Annotated in this window: 12 protein-coding genes; 1 reads left to right on the top strand and 11 read right to left on the bottom strand. The window is 67.1% G+C overall.

Annotated elements, in window-relative coordinates; all coding sequences use genetic code 11:
* Positions 1–130 precede the first annotated feature (130 nt).
* The 9 genes from OV079_RS47410 to OV079_RS47370 all read right to left on the bottom strand — a co-directional run bounded on the left by OV079_RS47410 (position 131) and on the right by OV079_RS47370 (position 10,104).
* Positions 131–1,288, bottom strand: coding sequence for a hypothetical protein (locus OV079_RS47410; protein WP_267776700.1), 1,158 nt, complete (start codon positions 1,286–1,288; stop codon positions 131–133).
* Positions 1,289–1,410: 122 nt separating this feature from the next.
* Positions 1,411–2,319 carry a DUF4215 domain-containing protein gene (locus tag OV079_RS47405; RefSeq protein WP_267776699.1) on the bottom strand — a complete coding sequence of 303 codons (909 nt, stop codon included), beginning with the start codon at positions 2,317–2,319 and terminating at the stop codon, positions 1,411–1,413.
* Between the two features lie 391 nt (positions 2,320–2,710).
* Positions 2,711–2,983: a hypothetical protein gene (locus tag OV079_RS47400; protein ID WP_267776697.1), complete on the bottom strand. Its 273-nt coding sequence runs from the start codon at positions 2,981–2,983 to the stop codon at positions 2,711–2,713.
* Positions 2,984–3,170: 187 nt separating this feature from the next.
* Positions 3,171–4,028 carry a hypothetical protein gene (locus OV079_RS47395; RefSeq protein ID WP_267776695.1) on the bottom strand — a complete coding sequence of 286 codons (858 nt, stop codon included), beginning with the start codon at positions 4,026–4,028 and terminating at the stop codon, positions 3,171–3,173.
* Between the two features lie 56 nt (positions 4,029–4,084).
* Positions 4,085–5,230, bottom strand: a complete 1,146-nt coding sequence (locus tag OV079_RS47390) for a hypothetical protein (RefSeq protein WP_267776693.1) — start codon at positions 5,228–5,230, stop codon at positions 4,085–4,087.
* 23 nt (positions 5,231–5,253) lie between these two features.
* On the bottom strand, positions 5,254–5,508 hold the full coding sequence (locus OV079_RS47385) for a hypothetical protein (protein WP_267776691.1): 255 nt from the start codon (positions 5,506–5,508) through the stop codon (positions 5,254–5,256).
* 143 nt (positions 5,509–5,651) lie between these two features.
* The gene (locus tag OV079_RS47380) at positions 5,652–7,022 is read right to left on the bottom strand and encodes a serine/threonine-protein kinase (protein ID WP_267776688.1); all 1,371 of its coding nucleotides are present in this window, start codon (positions 7,020–7,022) and stop codon (positions 5,652–5,654) included.
* Between the two features lie 107 nt (positions 7,023–7,129).
* Positions 7,130–9,478, bottom strand: coding sequence for a thioredoxin domain-containing protein (locus tag OV079_RS47375; protein WP_267776686.1), 2,349 nt, complete (start codon positions 9,476–9,478; stop codon positions 7,130–7,132).
* Positions 9,479–9,948: 470 nt separating this feature from the next.
* Entirely contained in the window at positions 9,949–10,104 is a 156-nt protein-coding gene (locus OV079_RS47370) for a hypothetical protein (RefSeq protein WP_267776684.1), read from the bottom strand.
* 326 nt (positions 10,105–10,430) lie between these two features.
* Here OV079_RS47370 and OV079_RS47365 point away from each other — a divergent pair, with 326 nt between their 5' ends.
* The gene (locus tag OV079_RS47365) at positions 10,431–10,628 is read left to right on the top strand and encodes a hypothetical protein (RefSeq protein ID WP_267776682.1); all 198 of its coding nucleotides are present in this window, start codon (positions 10,431–10,433) and stop codon (positions 10,626–10,628) included.
* A 456-nt stretch (positions 10,629–11,084) separates the two neighbouring features.
* On the opposite strand, the gene OV079_RS47360 is transcribed toward OV079_RS47365, so the two are convergent.
* Positions 11,085–12,386, bottom strand: a complete 1,302-nt coding sequence (locus OV079_RS47360; RefSeq protein WP_267776681.1) for a vitamin K epoxide reductase family protein — start codon at positions 12,384–12,386, stop codon at positions 11,085–11,087.
* A 1,099-nt stretch (positions 12,387–13,485) separates the two neighbouring features.
* Positions 13,486–14,967 carry a YfaP family protein gene (locus tag OV079_RS47355; protein ID WP_267776678.1) on the bottom strand — a complete coding sequence of 494 codons (1,482 nt, stop codon included), beginning with the start codon at positions 14,965–14,967 and terminating at the stop codon, positions 13,486–13,488.
* Positions 14,968–15,254 lie beyond the last annotated feature (287 nt).

Raw genomic sequence — 15,254 nt, 5'->3', positions numbered from 1 at the left:
GACCCCGTCTTCCTTCGGCTCCAAAGCGGGGCGATCGCTGCAACGCCACGCCGCCCGACTCACGGGCGACAGGCTCGCTCGAGCCCCGTCGGGCACCGCGCCTGCACCGCTCGACACACGTGCAGCCACCTCAGTCATCCTTCCTCCGAAAACAGTAAAGATGATGCAGCTCATCGCAGCCGGAAAGCCCGGCCTGCGTCCACTTAGCATCCTTCCCATTCAGGGAACCGACCAGGCCCAAGTTCTCCGGGGCTTTCCACATCGAACAATCTGCCCCAGGCTCACCCGACGCCAGAGTGCCTGTCCAAGCAAACCCCGCCACTGAATCGCCTTTGGCGTCCAGACTCACCGAAGCCATGAGCGCGGTGTTGTCCCCCTTCAGCAACGCTTCCGCGGCAAAGACGATTGAAACACCGTCGGTCCGCATCAGCCGCTCGCCAGCGGGCAGCGCAGCGAGCGCCAGGTCTCCCAACGAGAAGCTCAGCCAGGCCACGTACGTCCCGGGAAGCCCACTGGCCGCCGCCTCGTTCTGGCACTTGATATCGGCCGCCGCCTTTGTGCCGAAGCTGCCCGGGAACACTGCCTGGGTCGCAAACATGAGATATTCAAGATCGCAGGACGAATCACACCCATCTCCACTCCAAACGTTACCATCATCACACGACTCATCCACCTTGTTCAGATGCCCGTCCCCACACGTCGCCGGAACACATGTCCCCAGGCAGCGATCGTCATCATCTGCGTTGCCGTCATCGCAGACTTCCATATCAGCCCAGACGAAGCCGTCGCCGCACTTCGCCTCGACGCACGTCGACAGACAGGCGTCGTCATCCACGACATTTCCGTCATCGCACGCCTCCCCCGCCTCCTGGATGCCATTGCCACAAAACGGGCTATCACCATTGATAGATGATTCGCTCTGCTCCGCGAAGCTGCTCGCCTCGCTCATAATCATCGAAGTGCTCATCGCCGTCGAGCCAATCGACTCCGTCAGACCGCTCTCCGCCATGGCGTCCGTTGTCGTGGTCATTCCGGCAGCATCCGGCCAGGTCGTACTAGTGAGAGCGGCGTCGCCCCAGGGATCGCCCACGCAGAGCGTCCGAGTGCTCCTCCGATCCATCACGACGGCTTCGGGGGACGGACAATCCGCGCGGCAACCGACAAGCATCGCTCCCAGCGCCGCCACCAGCGCCGCGACCATGCGCGCGACCATCAACCCTCGAGCCTTCATCTCATTCATCCCTTCGCGGAAGCCATAGAAATGACTGGTTTCGCCGCACGCAGACAAGTCCGTGCGAGATATGGCGCGATGAACCCGGGCATCACGCATACTCACCCAGGTGCACCCCCTACTGCTCTCTGCGTCGCCGTCATCGCTGTGATGGGAGAGCGCACGTCGCCAGACGACCGTCAGTAGTGTCCGCGAACGTGTCGCTCTCCGGAAGTATTCGACAAATTCGCCGACGAACACCCTCCCTGGTACCCGAACAGCAGGCTCACCAGCGCAGAGACTCCGTCGCTTCGACGAACGGCGAGCAATTCAGCCATCCTTCCGAAAACAGTAGAGATGATGCAAGCTCTCGCAGGTGGGGACATACGCTTGGGTCCACGCAGAATCGTCTGCAAGCACGTCGCCCACAAGCCCCCCCAATTATTGCCCCCCTGAGACCACAGCATACACGCTGGCCCCGGCACGCCCGATGCATATGTTCCAGTCCACGCAAACCCATCCACCAGATTGCCTTTCGCATCCAGATTCACCGGAGCCATGAGTATGGTGTTATCGCCTAACGTAAGCCCCTTCGGCTGCGTGACAACGATTTCCCCGCCTCTCAGGATCAGCGGCGCGGACGGTAGATCTTTTGAAGCAGGCTCCCCCACTACTGTGAGCCAGGCAGCATATTTTCCAGGGATGTCAGCTGCATCGGCCTCTTCCTGGCACAGACTATCGGCAGCAGCCGTTGATCCGAAGTTCCCATTGAAGGTTTTGCTCGTCGCGAACATGATGTACTCGTGCTCACACTGGGAGCTACAACCATCGCCATCAACGTTATTTCCATCATCACACGCCTCTTGAAAGGCCAACAGAAACCGGTCGCCACAATGGGCAGACACGCACGTCGACGGGCAATCATCGCCATCCTCATCATTTCCATCATCGCAAGATTCTTGCCCAATCCACACAATACCATCGCCACACGTTGCCTCGACGCACGTCGACAGGCACAGATCTCCTTCCTCTAAATTTCCATCATCACATTCCTCGTCTAATTCCTGAACACCGTTACCACAAACCGATGGAAGGACAAGGGTGGACATGCTCCCTCCATCCGAACCACTCGTGCCTTCGAGGCCACTCGTTCCTACCGAACTGTTCGTTCCGCTCGTTTCTATCGAACCGATCGTCGTGTCCGTCGACCCGGACAAGCCCATCCCACTGTTACCCGTCCCGGAGCTTGTACCCTGTACCTCTCCACTCCCGGACGCACTCGAAGACGTTGCCGCGCCTGTTGCCGCGGGCGAGCTCATGCCCGCGATGCCTCCTCCCTCATTCGTATCATTCCGACATCCACGGGTGAGCCCCCGATCATCGTCATACCGGTCTTCGGATTCGCACAAGGCGTCCCCCCACAGGATAGGCTAGCGGTCATCAACCCACAGGCAAGGACCACGCTCCATCTGCTGTCTACGGTTTTCCAATCAGCACGCGTCATCGTTCAATATCCTTTCTCGCGCCTCGCGCGAGTGCACCCGCTCCGCGCGACCGTATCGCGGTTTTCGCCTTGCGTCCCACCGCCCAGTGGGTCAACCAGATGGTCCCCGCCGCGAGGAACATCCCCGCTCCGATCCCGAGCAATGTCCCCGCCGCCAGTTCGCGCGACAGCTCCACGCGCTCATTTGCCACGTGATTCCACGACAGCCCCTCGGCGAGGAACCACCCGAGGCCCGCCACCAGCAGTCCGCCTCCAATCCCCGTCTCCACCGCCAGCGCCCTCCGCGTCCGCGGGGAGTCCACAGCTGCCGTCACCGCGGGCACTATCCCGCCGACACCCGCACCGAGGAGCACCAGGCCCTCACGCCGTTGTACGTGGGCCCTCTCCACCTGCACACAATCTCCGGCTTGCACAATCCGGGCGTCTCGGTACCCAAATCCGCGTAGCCCACCCCCGTCAACACCGCCCCCCCGCAATCAGCCCCGCCGACACCATCCCCAGCCCCACCCCGAGCCCCACGCGCGCAGCTCGCGGCCGGTCGCGCTGCAGATGCATGCCCAACTCGGCCGGCGCCGCACGCAGCGTGACCGCTTCTTCCGCGGGCAAGAACCCTCTCGCACGCGCCTGAACCTTCCACACTCCGCGCGGCAGCTCGTAGCGCGTCACCTCCGCGCGCACGCGTCGGTGCTCGGGAAGCTCCCCGGCGCCACTCCACGTCACCTCCACGCCCCTACGCCGCGCCTGCGGCGGCCCCAGTCGCAGCAGCACCGGGACCGGCCGCGCCGCCGCGAATCGCACCGATTTTTGGACCTCTCCGGAACGCACGAGAACCCGCGTCGAGCGCGGCTCGTCCTCCCCTTGCAGCACCGCCGCCCATTCGACAGCATCGAGCCCGGCCTCCACGCTCCTCGCGCCCGCCGGCCACGCCACTTCCCAACCGTCCTCCGCGCGCCCGCCTCGCTGCAGCACCAACTTCCGCGCGACGCCCTCGCCCTCGGCCTCGAAACGCACCGTGACCACGCGGCTACGCGCCTCGGCGATCCGCGCCTCGATCTCCGCGCGCTCATCAGCCGAGACGTCGGCCTGCCTCAGATAGCGCGTCCAGCGGTCAATCGCCAAAGCATCGTGCCCCGCCGCGGCGCGTGCCATTCCCGCATTATAAAGCGCGGCGTCTGTCCCCTCCGCCTCGAACACCCGCGACGCCTCGACGAACCTGCGCTCCGTATAGAGCGTCCGGCCGGAAACCGGGGCCTCGGCCGCGCTCTCTGTCGCCGACGGCTCGCCCGCCCGCCCTGAAGCCGGAGGCAGCGCCACGCCGAGCGCCAGTACCCACGACAGCCCCACCCGCCCCGGTTTCCGCCAGCCCTGCCTCACGAGCTGCCCTCCGTCGCCCGCAGGATGTTGTCGCTCAAGCGAAACACGTCGATGCCGAACGTCACCGTGCCGAAATCGAAGTAGCGCTCGAGATGCTTCGTTTCGCGCCCCGCGACGCGCACAGTCTTGCCGCCGCCGACGCGCAGGCAAAGCGCCTCGTTCCACGTGCAGACGCTCCCGGAGCCGCCGATCTGCCCGTTCCCGAAGAACTCGAGCAGCGGATGCGCCTGGATCCCGGGCTCGAAGCTGGCGTGCACCGAAAGCCAGTTCAGGCTGATCCGCACCCCGTACTCGAGGCGCGCAGCCATCTGCACGACGCGATCTCGGGACTCTTCTCCGTACTGTATGAGTTTATAAGTCATGATCGCGTAACGGAACCCGAGCCCGAACACGTGCCGCTGCTTCGCGCCGGCCAGCAGTCGCACGCCCGGTGCGATTGCGAAGGCGAAGCCGTTCGGCGAAGATGGTTCGGGCGAAACCGCGAGCCTCTGCTGCAAACTCGCAGTAAAAAGCGCCCCCAGCTCGACCCGCAACACGAACAGGTCCATGAACCGCCTGCGATAGCCCCGCGGCGGCTCCGACGCGCTCTCCTCCTGCTTCAATGTCGGACACGCCGGCTTGTTCGACGGGCACACCGGCGGGCGCAGCTGCGCCAGCTTCTCGCGCAGCCGCTTCTCGTCCTCCCTCAATTGCAGGTTGTCGGGCGCCGACTCCGGGCGCGCCTCCTGCTCGCGGATCTCCTTGCGCCGGGTCACGACCATGTCGATCGCCTCGTTGAGGTAGCGCCGCTGCTCCCACCCGGGATTGCAGGCATACGCGCGCTCGTAGAGCTGAACCGACTGATGGATGTCGTCGCTGTGGTACTGCTGCCCGTCCTTGCCCAGCTTCGCGTAGGGGTAGTGCTGCGCCGCCAGCCGTCGCATCTCGGCCATGCGCATGTAGGCCAGCTCTGCCTCGTGGTCGACGCTCGGCGCCACCGGCACGCCGCTGTCGGTCGCGCCCTCCGCCTCGACGCCGCAGCGGCCCGCGAGCGCCTGCATCTCCGCGTCGGCGATCCGGATCAGCTTGTCGAGGTCGTCCCGCGAATACGGCGAGGCCGCATCCGGTGCGACTGCCAGCCAAGCGCTCAAGAGTGAAATCATGGCCATCGCGAATCCATCTCCGCTCAGACGACCGACACCAGCGGGAACTCCGTCGTCCCGGTGCCGAGCGGCTTGAGCCGCACGTGCTTCAGCGCGTCGCACAAGCACTTGCCCCCGCGCGTGTCCAGCCCGGTCTCGCGGGCCTCGACCTTCCCGGTCGCGTAATCCACCTTGATCATGAGGCGGATCTGCTGCGGCCGCACCTGCTTGCAGTTGCGCACGATCTTGACGAGCATGCTCTTCACCTGCGCCTCCGCCTGGGCCCGCGGATCCTTCACCGCCGACCCTCCGGGTTTGGATCCCGGCTGCTCGACACCCGAGGGTTTCGGCGACGAGGGCCCCTTGGTTTTTTTGCCCACCGAGTTCGCCTTCGCTTCCGGGGAGACCACCGTAGGCTTCGGTCGGTCTTCGGGCGTGTCGGTTACGATTTGCTGGACCGCGTCATCCGTGGGGGCCGTGGTCGTGCCATTCGCCCCCGGCCCGTCAGCGGGTTCCGAGCCTCGACGTGCCGATCGTCCACTTCCGGCCCTCTCTCCTGGGGTTCTTCGGGCTGCGGCGCCGGGGTCTCGGGAGCGACCGTGGTCTTTTCTACCGGCGCATCGACGACTCCGGGCTGCCCGTCGATCGCCTGGCTGCCCGTATCCTCGTACTTCCCCGAGCCAAGCTCGCCGACGTCCTTCACCGCGCTCGGCTCGGGCTCCCGCACCCCCGCCATATCCTTCACGAAGGGCAGCTCGAACAAGGACAGCACCATGAACACAGTCCCCGCAATCAGCAGTCCGCCGAGCGCCATACACGCCACCAGCAGGCGCTGCGCGCCGCCCGGACTCGCCTCATCCTTGCGCCGGAAGTGTCGCATCGTCTGTTCCTCGCGGGCGCTCGGCGATCGTGACGCTCGGCCCGTCTCCGCCTCGTGGGCGACGAACAGCTCCTCTCCCAGCTCCCACGCGCTCGCCTGACGCTCGTCGGGCCGCTTCGCCAGCGCGCGCAGGACGATCTCCTGGATCGACGGCGGGATCCGGGCCTCCGGCGCGAGCACGAACAGCGGCGGCGGCGGCAGCTCGATGTGCTTGCGCTGCACCTCGTAGACGGAGTTTTGCGACTGAAACGGTAGGAAGCCGGTCAGCATGCGATAGAGGGTGACCCCGATCGCGTAGATATCGATGCGATGATCGATCTCCAGGCCCAGCGCTTGCTCGGGGGACATGTATTCGGGTGTCCCGGGCGTACCCTGCGTCAGGCGAGTCTCCGGCGCCATCGGTCGCATGGAGGACGCGTCGCGCAGGACCTTGGCGATTCCCAGATCCAGCAACTTCGCCATCGCTACGCCGGGCCGCCCGGGCTGCGTCACCAAAAAAATGTTGCCCGGCTTGATGTCGCGATGGATGAGTCCATGGTCGTGCGTGTGCGCGACCGCGTCGCACACCTGCGTCATGATCGTCACGGCTTCGGCCCAGCGCATCGGTCCCGGCTCGCGCTCGATCCGCGCGCTCAGCGACTCGCCTTCCAGCAGCTCCATCACCAGATAGGCCCGGCCCTCGTCGATGCCGAAGTCCGTCACGTCGACCAGGTTGGGGTGGCGAATCTTCGCCGCCGCGAACGCCTCCTGGCGGAAGCGAGCCATGTAATCATCGGCCACCGCGAACTGCGGGTGCAGCACCTTGACCGCGACCGGCTTGTCGATCTGGGTGTCGACCGCCTCGTAGACCGTCGCCATCCCGCCGTGGCCGATTCGAGCCACCAGCCGGTAACGACCCCCGAGGGTCTGACCGGAGAAATCGGCGATGATCATGACCTCGGCCCTGCCTCGCCGTCGCGCCCGTGAGCGCGCTGAAGAGAAACCCCTCTCTCAAGTCGTGAAGTCGTGCGGTCCGTCATCGCCTCGTCGACTCTCCGGCGCTAAAAGCCGCCCTGGAAGTTCAGGACCATCGCGGTCGTGGATGCGTTCGCGGACAGCCGCACGCGCTTCTGCCTGGCGTTACGCGCGATCACTCCGCTCGTCGTCCCACCCACGATCCCCACTCCGAATCCGAGCACCCCCGCGGCGAGCGCCCGAAACATCTCCTGGTCCTTGACGTCGGCGACCGGCACGAACGACGTGAACCGTTCGCCCCCCGGCCCGCCGCGTTGCTCCGCGAGCGCTGCAGCGTACAATCCCGCACCGACCCCGGTCGCGACCCCGCCGACGAGCAACGCCACCAGGACTCGCATCCGTCCGGGCTTGAGCGCCTCCAAACCCGTCACCACGCCCAGCCCCACGCTCAGGCCGAGAAACCCGCCGCCGGCGACCGCGATCTCCTGCCGGCGGCGAATCTCGTCTGTCTTGTATGAGAGGGCCGGCTCCTCGCTCGTACAATCCTTGGGTACGCGGTCCTGATAGCACTTCGGCTCGGTGCGCCCCACGCCCAGCAAGCTCGCGCCGATCAGCAGGCTGCCCGCGCCCGCGCCGCCGACCCCGAGCATGATCTTTCGCTGCAGCGCTCGTTCAGCGAGCACGGCCGGGCTCGGGTCCCAGCGAAGTTCGACCGTCCCCGTGTCCCCGACCACGACCTCGCCGGCGTGGGCCTTTTGAAAGAGGCCGCGCGGTCGCACCCGGTACCGCCAGTTCCCCGTCCGCAGCGCCAGGCGCACCTCCGGCGCCCGCGCTCGCAAGATCTGCTCGGGCTCGACGTGGAACGGGTCGGACAGATGAATCATCACCCCCCGCGAGATCTCGCTCGCGGGACCCAGCACGAACCGGAGCTCCGAAGTCTCGGGGCGCAGCTTGACCCGGCCCCGGCTCTCTCGCCGGACGAGGATGCTGGTCGCATGCGCCTTCTCGCCGAGGTTGTACGCGGCCGCGGGCGAGGCCGGATCGATCCACAACTTCCAGCGCCCGCGCTCGAGGTGGACCCGAGCGCCCTCGCCGTGCGCGACCTGATGAAATGCGTACGAGAATCGCTCGACGACGCCGACGCTGCGCGAACAATCACTGCGGTGATTCTCTGCCGGCGCCCGCCCGTCGCAGCCGCCGTCGAGCACCCGCTCCAAATACAGCACCGCCGCCTCCCCGAGCGCCGCGCGCGGCACCACCTCGACGTCGACCGCCACCAGCCGCTCGCGCAGCTCCTCGCTGCGTCTCAGCGCCTCGGTCCGCTCCGAGTCCGTCAACCCCGGCGTACCCACGTACTCCGTCAGGAGCGCCAGCGCCCACCCGTCGCTGCCCGCGGCGACCCGCGCCTCCGAAGCGTTGTACAGGTACTTGGCGCCGCCCCAGGTCTGCCACATCGCCGCGAACACCGCCGCCGCCGCCGCGTATCGCCGCTCCGCGTAGAGCTGGCGCGCACAACGGTTTTGCGTCGCCTCGTCCGGCTCGTCGGTGCACCGCGGATCGTCGCTCCCCGCGGCCACTCCGACGCGCATCGCCAGCGCCAGCGCCAGTCCGACGCTCGAACGCCGAGCCAGAGGCCAGTGAGATCGACGACGCATCATGGCGCTACTTGAGCCCCCCGACGTCTTCACGCAGCGCGGCACGACCCGGGAGTGCTGCTCGCACATGTCGCCGAGCGGGCACTTCACGCAATCGCAGCAGTTCTCCGCCGTCTCTTCTGGCGCCGAGCATCGCCCGTCGCCGCACCGCACGACGACCGGCTCAGGCGGCGCGGAGGTCGGCACCTGAGTGACCACCACCGGCTTCGGCTTGCGTACCTTGCAGAACTTCGACCCGAGCTCGCCCGCGAGCTGATCGAGCCGCTCGCGCAGCTCGTCGAAGTCGCGCTCGAGCAGCCCGCCGACGTGAATGAGCCGCAGATCGCGGCGGCAATCGAACACCAGAGTGATCGGCAGCTGCAGCTCCTCTTTGCTCTTCTTCTTGATCGCGTCGAACTTGCGCAGCACCGGCAGCACGTCGTCGCGGTCGCTGAGGAAGAACTTGACCTCCGGCATCATCGGCCCGAACTCCTCGCGGGCCCACACCGGGTCGCGCGAGTCCGACACTTGCAGCGGCACGAAGCGCACGTTGTCGCCCCAGTCGGACCCCTCGAACATGCTCTTGAACCACGGCAGCTCTTGCTTGCAGGGCAAGCACCAAGAGGCCCAGAGGTTGACCACCGTCACGCGGTTCTCCTCGACGGGCCCGGACTTCAGGACGACGTCGAGCAGCCGGCCATCCTCGCTGACCTGCTGCACCGAGCGCGCCAGCAGCGGCTCGGCGTCCTGCCCTCGTCGCAGGAGCTCGTCGACGATGCCCTCGCGCGGACTCGGCGGCATCGGCGGCGGCGGTACCTCTGTCCCCGTCGCTGCAGGCAGCCCGCCCACCGCCTCGGCCGGCGCCGTCTCTTCCTCCGCACCGGACAGCCGGACGAGCTCGAGAGCGACGCCGCGATCACCACCACCATCGCGCCGATCGCCCCGAGAAACGTCAGGCGTCGCGTCATTCGCTGGCGCGGCGTGCGAATCGTGACCGGGTTCGCCGACGAGCGCGCCGGCTCCGGCGGCCAGGCGGCCAGGCTCTCGATCTCCGCCGCGCCCAGCGGCCCGACGAGCTCGGTGCCGGGCGCCAGCGGCCGTCGCGGAGCCTCCGCGACCTGCGTCTCGCTGGCTGCATCGCGCTCGCTCGCGACCGGATCGGTGCCCTCGACGACATCGATCTGGATCACCAGCTTGGTCTCCGCCTCGAGCGACGCGTCGGCGTCGTCGTCCGCCACAGTGGAAGGATCTTCGACGTGCACGGCTCTCCCTCAGTCGGCCTCCGGCAGCTTGCAGGGCAGCGGCACCACGAACGCGACCTGGTTGATCAGCCGCACCGTCTTGCGCCGCTCGTTGCCGCGGAGGTTGGCCGCGTCGGCGACGTTCGCCCGCAGCGTCTCTTCTTCCTCCGGTGACCACGCGATCATGCGATTGGCGTAGTTCCGGTTGAAGAAGTCGAGGTCGAGGGTCTTGCGGCTGCCGAGCAGGAGCCGCTTGATCTTGCCGCGCAGCGCTCTGCTCGCTCTGCCGGGTCACGTTGGCCACCAGCAGATCGACCACCACGTCGGTGCGCCGCTGGGAGTACTTGTAATTCTCCGTCTCGAGGCCACCTTCGCTCGAGCGACCGACGACGATGATCTCTTCGGCCTCCTTCAGCGCCGCCGCCACGTATGGCTGCCCCAGTTGCGCCCGGTAGTAGGCCCGCTCCGGATCGACGGGCCACGGCCCCTGGCCGCGCTGCGTCGAGGGCTGGTTGTCGGGGAAGTGGACCGTCAACGTGTTGGGGAACTTCGCCAGCACGGTGTCGAAGTCCTTCGACTCGATGGCGAACTCCTCGAGCTTCTGGTCCGGGCAGCTGTCGAGGTCGTTCTTGCAGGTCTCGGCGATCCCGCGGAGCACGCGCTGCACCGCCTCGTCGTCGCAGGCGGCGGCCACCTTCGCCGGCGCCTGACAGACGTTGTCTTCACAGCGCAGCGGCGCCGCGCACGTACAGCCATCCTCCCCGCCGCACGGATCGCCGACCTGACACTTCTTCGCCTGCCGCGCCTTCACGCAGCGCCCGCTGCGGCAGACCTCCCCGACATCGCAATCGTGCGAGCTGCCTTCCTTGCACATCGCGCCCCCGCCCCGCTCCACGACCTCCATCGGAGCCCGCCTCTCGTTCACCAGCGCGACGATCAATTGCAAGAGCACCACCCCCATGAGGCCGAGCGTGGTCCCCGTCGCCAATGTCACCCCGAGCAAGAAGCGGCCGGACCGTGCGTCCTCGGAGGCCGAGGCCGCCGACCGACCCTCGTCGGGCATCAGCGTGATCTCTCGCCGCTGCGAGCCCATCTGCGTGACTCCGGCATTACGGGGCCGCTGCGCGCTCCCCGGCGGTATACGCGTCATCTCTGGCATATCGACCTTACTCTTTCCGCGGCGGCTGGGCCCGACCTTCAGCGGCCGCGCGAGCCGCGGCCAGGGTCCGCTCGATGCTGCCGTACTGCTTGGCGCCCTTGATGTGGATCATTCGCGGCACGGAGGACCCGTCCTTGCGGAAAAAGGTGAGATAGGTGACCGGGGTCGAGCGCAGGCCCTGGTCCATGGCGAAGATCGCGTGCTCCTGCACGAACGCCGCGGTCTCGTGGTTACGCAGACACTCGAAGAAGGGGTGGTCCAACCCGTCGTCCGTCGGCACGTCGGTCAGCCCGACCTTGCGGGCCGCCTCGCCGAGCCGCGTATAGTCGAACAGCGGCGCATCCTGCCCCTGCAGCTCGAACAAAGCGTCCACCATCCTCATTCCCGCTCCGGGTATTTCGCGCTCGACGCACTCGATCGCCTGCGCCGCGTCGCACGAGAAGTTCTTCTCCGCCTTGGCCGACTGCCAGGGAAAATCGGGCGGCACGCACTCGCCGGCGCGGGCGTAATGATAGACCGCCAGCCGATACCGCCCGGGATTCGCAACGACGAAGTCCCGCCAGACGTCGTACTCGCGTCGGCAGAACTCGCAGGCCAGGTCCATGAAGACGGAGATCTGCGCCTCTGGCTGCTGCCCGCGATAACCGACGTCGGATTCGGGCAGCCCGCCCTCCGACATGCAGCGGTCGAACTCGACCTGGTTGGCGTTGCGCAAGTATTGGACCATCTGCGCCGACACGAGCGCCAGGAACGCCAACGTCACCAGCAGCATCACGCTGCCCCGCGACCGCGCCGGGGTGAACAACGCCAGGAGCCCGGCCCGGTGGCCCTGCGGGTTCATCAACGACGCCGACAGGAAGATCGCCAGAGTGATCCCGTAGATCACGACGCAATAACTGCAGGCCGACTCGACGATGACATACGCATAGAACGCGAGGAAGGCCACCACCCCCAGCCCTGCCCAGGCCATCCACAGGATCAGCGGACGCACCACCGGCAGCAACCGACGCGGCGAACTCAGCGCCGCCCAGGCCAGCCCCGCCAGCACGAAGTAGTAGGCCGTGGCATATACGGATATCGGCAGGCGATAAAACGGGGTGGCCCAGTAGCTGTCGAGGACCCGGTTGCAATCGAACCAGTCCCAGAAAGAGCAAGCCGTCAACAACCAGGCGTCGCACCGGTATTCCGAACGAAACTTGGCGATGGTGAGAAATACGCTGAGCAGCGCACCCGCGGCGCTGAACAAACAGACGAGGACGGCTCCGGTCTGATCGGCATGGAGCCGCTGCCACAGGTTACGACGCGCCATACGACCCCATTCGACTCCTCCCTTCTGTAAACGATCCGCGCAGGCTTGTAAACCCCGATCAAAGGCTCCGGCGGGCAGAATTCCACTGTCAGGAACGAAGTTCACATCACCAAATCAAGCCAGTCGATCCAAGGCGCTCTGGCCTTTCGAAGATCATTGCGAACTCGGTATTTTCGCTTACAGAGATGGCCCTGCTCCCCGCGTCAATTTTGCGTGGCCGTTTGGACTCGGATCGTCTCTCATAATTTGTTTAATAGAGAGCCGGCCTGCCTGCTCCCGTCGCTCTTCCAGGACTGCCACGCCCGTCGGGGCGCAACAATAAAGACCGTTGCCTCTCTCGACGGATACGCAGGCGGGGAGGCGCGCCTCGAGGCTCCGTCGTTCGCCGGCCAGCGCCCTCGGCGCCAACTACAATGGCTTCGACTGCTTCGAGCACACCTGCGCCGAGCCGACCTCGTAGCCTCGGCCGCTCGACCGCGCCTCGCCTGCGGTCATCATCGGCCACGGGATCGTCGACCCGCTACCACGCGCCTCCCTGCGCGACTGACTGGCCGTGACTGATCGTCCGTCGCTTCCTCCCATCGCTACCCCGGCCATCGTGGGCACCTGCGAGGGGTTCGACTCGTCGCGGTTCGCCTCCACAGAAGAGCGCGTTGACTGCGAGGCTGCCGTCTCTCCACGTGCCTCCGCTGCGGCGAGGAGCGGCGGCGGCGAGGCTGTCGACGCCTCCGGCTGCGCCTCGCCCGGGCTGGCGAGCTGCGGGGACTGCAAAGCGGTCCGCACCTCCCGCGCGCCCGTGTTGCGCTGGCAAGCGGCCGAAATTGCGAGGCCTTCGCCCACGCTGGCGAACGATGCGGACTACAGGACATCGGCACCTCTCGCCGCGCCTCCGCGGCGTTGGCGAGCGGCCGTGACTGCGAGGCCGTCGACTCCTCCCACCGCACCTCCGCTGCGCGGTGAGCATCGGCGACCGCGAGGTCGCCGACCTGACCGCACCTCCGTTGCTTTGGCGCAGCCTATTTTGGGCTCGCGGCCGGCGACCGCCGCTGCGAAGCCGAGCCCCTTCGCCGTCCTCGGCCCTGCACGAGCTCAGGGTGGTTCACAGCCGACGCGAACGACCGGCCCGCGGCTCGCTCGGCACCTGCACGGCAGGCGGGCCACCGCCGTGCCAGGCCGCAGCGAGCGCGCCGAGCGTGCGAAACGCCTGGTCCTGGCGCAGGTCGAGCTGCTCGCGGCCCCGCATGTCGGCGATGTACTCATCGAGCGAGCGACCGCCGCCGGTGATCGCCAGCGCGCCGAGCATCACATCGATGATCGCCTTGGGATCCTCGATGCGGAGGATGTGCGGCTGCGGCAGGACCTCGCCCCACTGGCGCAGGATCACGTCGTCGCTGTAGCTGGCGTATACGCCGGCGTCGGCGGGCTGCTCGGGGAGCCGTTCCGCAGGGTCGTAGTCGAACTCGAGGATCGGGACCTCACTGTTGACCCCGGTCTCGCCCTTCTCCGAGATCGTACGAGTGAAGTGTTGCACCTTGCCGTTGATCTCGACCTCCACGCGGAACTGCGTCGGCCGCTGGTCGGGCTCATGGAACCGATAGTTGTGGACGAACACGCGGTAGCGGCCGGCGGGCGCGGAGCCGCGGATCCACTGCACGTTTTCGACCGGCTTGGTCGACTCGCCGCGCACGTTCATGTCGACGTCGAGCCACCCGCCGCACATCGAGCGCTTGTGGGCGTAATAGATGTGTTCGCCCGACGGCGCGATCACGTGGAGGTCGAGGTCGTTGCGGTTGTCCCAGATGAGGGACGCGCGGATGTCCACGCCCTCGTAGCGGCCGCCGGCCTGGAGTACGCGCTGACGGATCTCCGCGTCGATGTCGGCGCGGCGCTCCGACATCGATTTCTGCGGGTAGATGAGGAACGTGTGGAACTTGTCCTGCAGCTCGCGGAAGATCGTGCGGCTGTCGACGCCGGTCGCGCCTGGCTGCTCGTAGCCGTCGCGGGGGTCACCGACCGGGACCGGTCGCGCCTCCGGCATGTCGTGGCCGAGCACGCGCCTCACCTGTTCGGCGCTGACCTGCGGATAGAAGCCCTCGTCGCCGAGGAAGAAGAAGTAGCCCTTCGCGCCCTGATCGAGGCAGGCGAGCCTGGTGTGGCGAGCGTAGTAATAGGCCGCGAGCTCGTACGATTCCTGGCCCGAGCCGCCGCCGCCCTCCTCGATCCAGATCTTGCTGAGCGCCTCGTCGAGGCGATTGTCGGCCTCGAACTGGCCGATCTGGATCGGCGCCTTGTCGCCGGCGGTCGCGTCACCGATCGCGCAGAAGCTGATCGCGGCGCCGGGGACGTAGCCCTTGAGCTCGATCTGGCCGATGAACAGCGGCAGCTTGGCGTAGATGAGGCGCGTGTCGTCGCCGCGCGAGCGGGTCACGTCCATCGCCACCACGATCGGCGTCGGGTTCATGCACTCGCGCACCCTGCCCTGCGCGTCGAGCAGCGGGTGGACGCCCCGCGCCCCGTGCGCGGCAGCCTCGCCGCGGTAGGTGAACACGTCGCCGCCGCGCGAGCGCGACTCTCTGGCCACTTCGCCGTCGTAACTTCCGCCGCCCATGTCCGCTCCCCGCGCGCGGAGGATGGTCTTCGGGACAGGTCATGCCCGGGCCGCGCGCCGGGCTGCACGGTAACGCGGCCGGCCCGGCGGCTCAACGGGCGCGAACGCCCCCTCGCCAGCGTCGCGCGACCTCCGAGAACGCCCGCTCACCAGCGTCGCGCGACCTCCGAGAACGCCCGCTCACCAGCGTCGCGCGACCTCCGAGAACGCCCGCTCGCCGGCGTCGCGCGACCTCCGAGAACGCCCGCTCGCCCGTGTCG

The sequence above is a fragment of the Nannocystis pusilla genome (assembly GCF_026626665.1).
Taxonomy (GTDB): Bacteria; Myxococcota_A; Polyangia; order Nannocystales; family Nannocystaceae; genus Nannocystis; species Nannocystis pusilla.
This window is presented reverse-complemented; position numbering and strand designations above follow the sequence as displayed.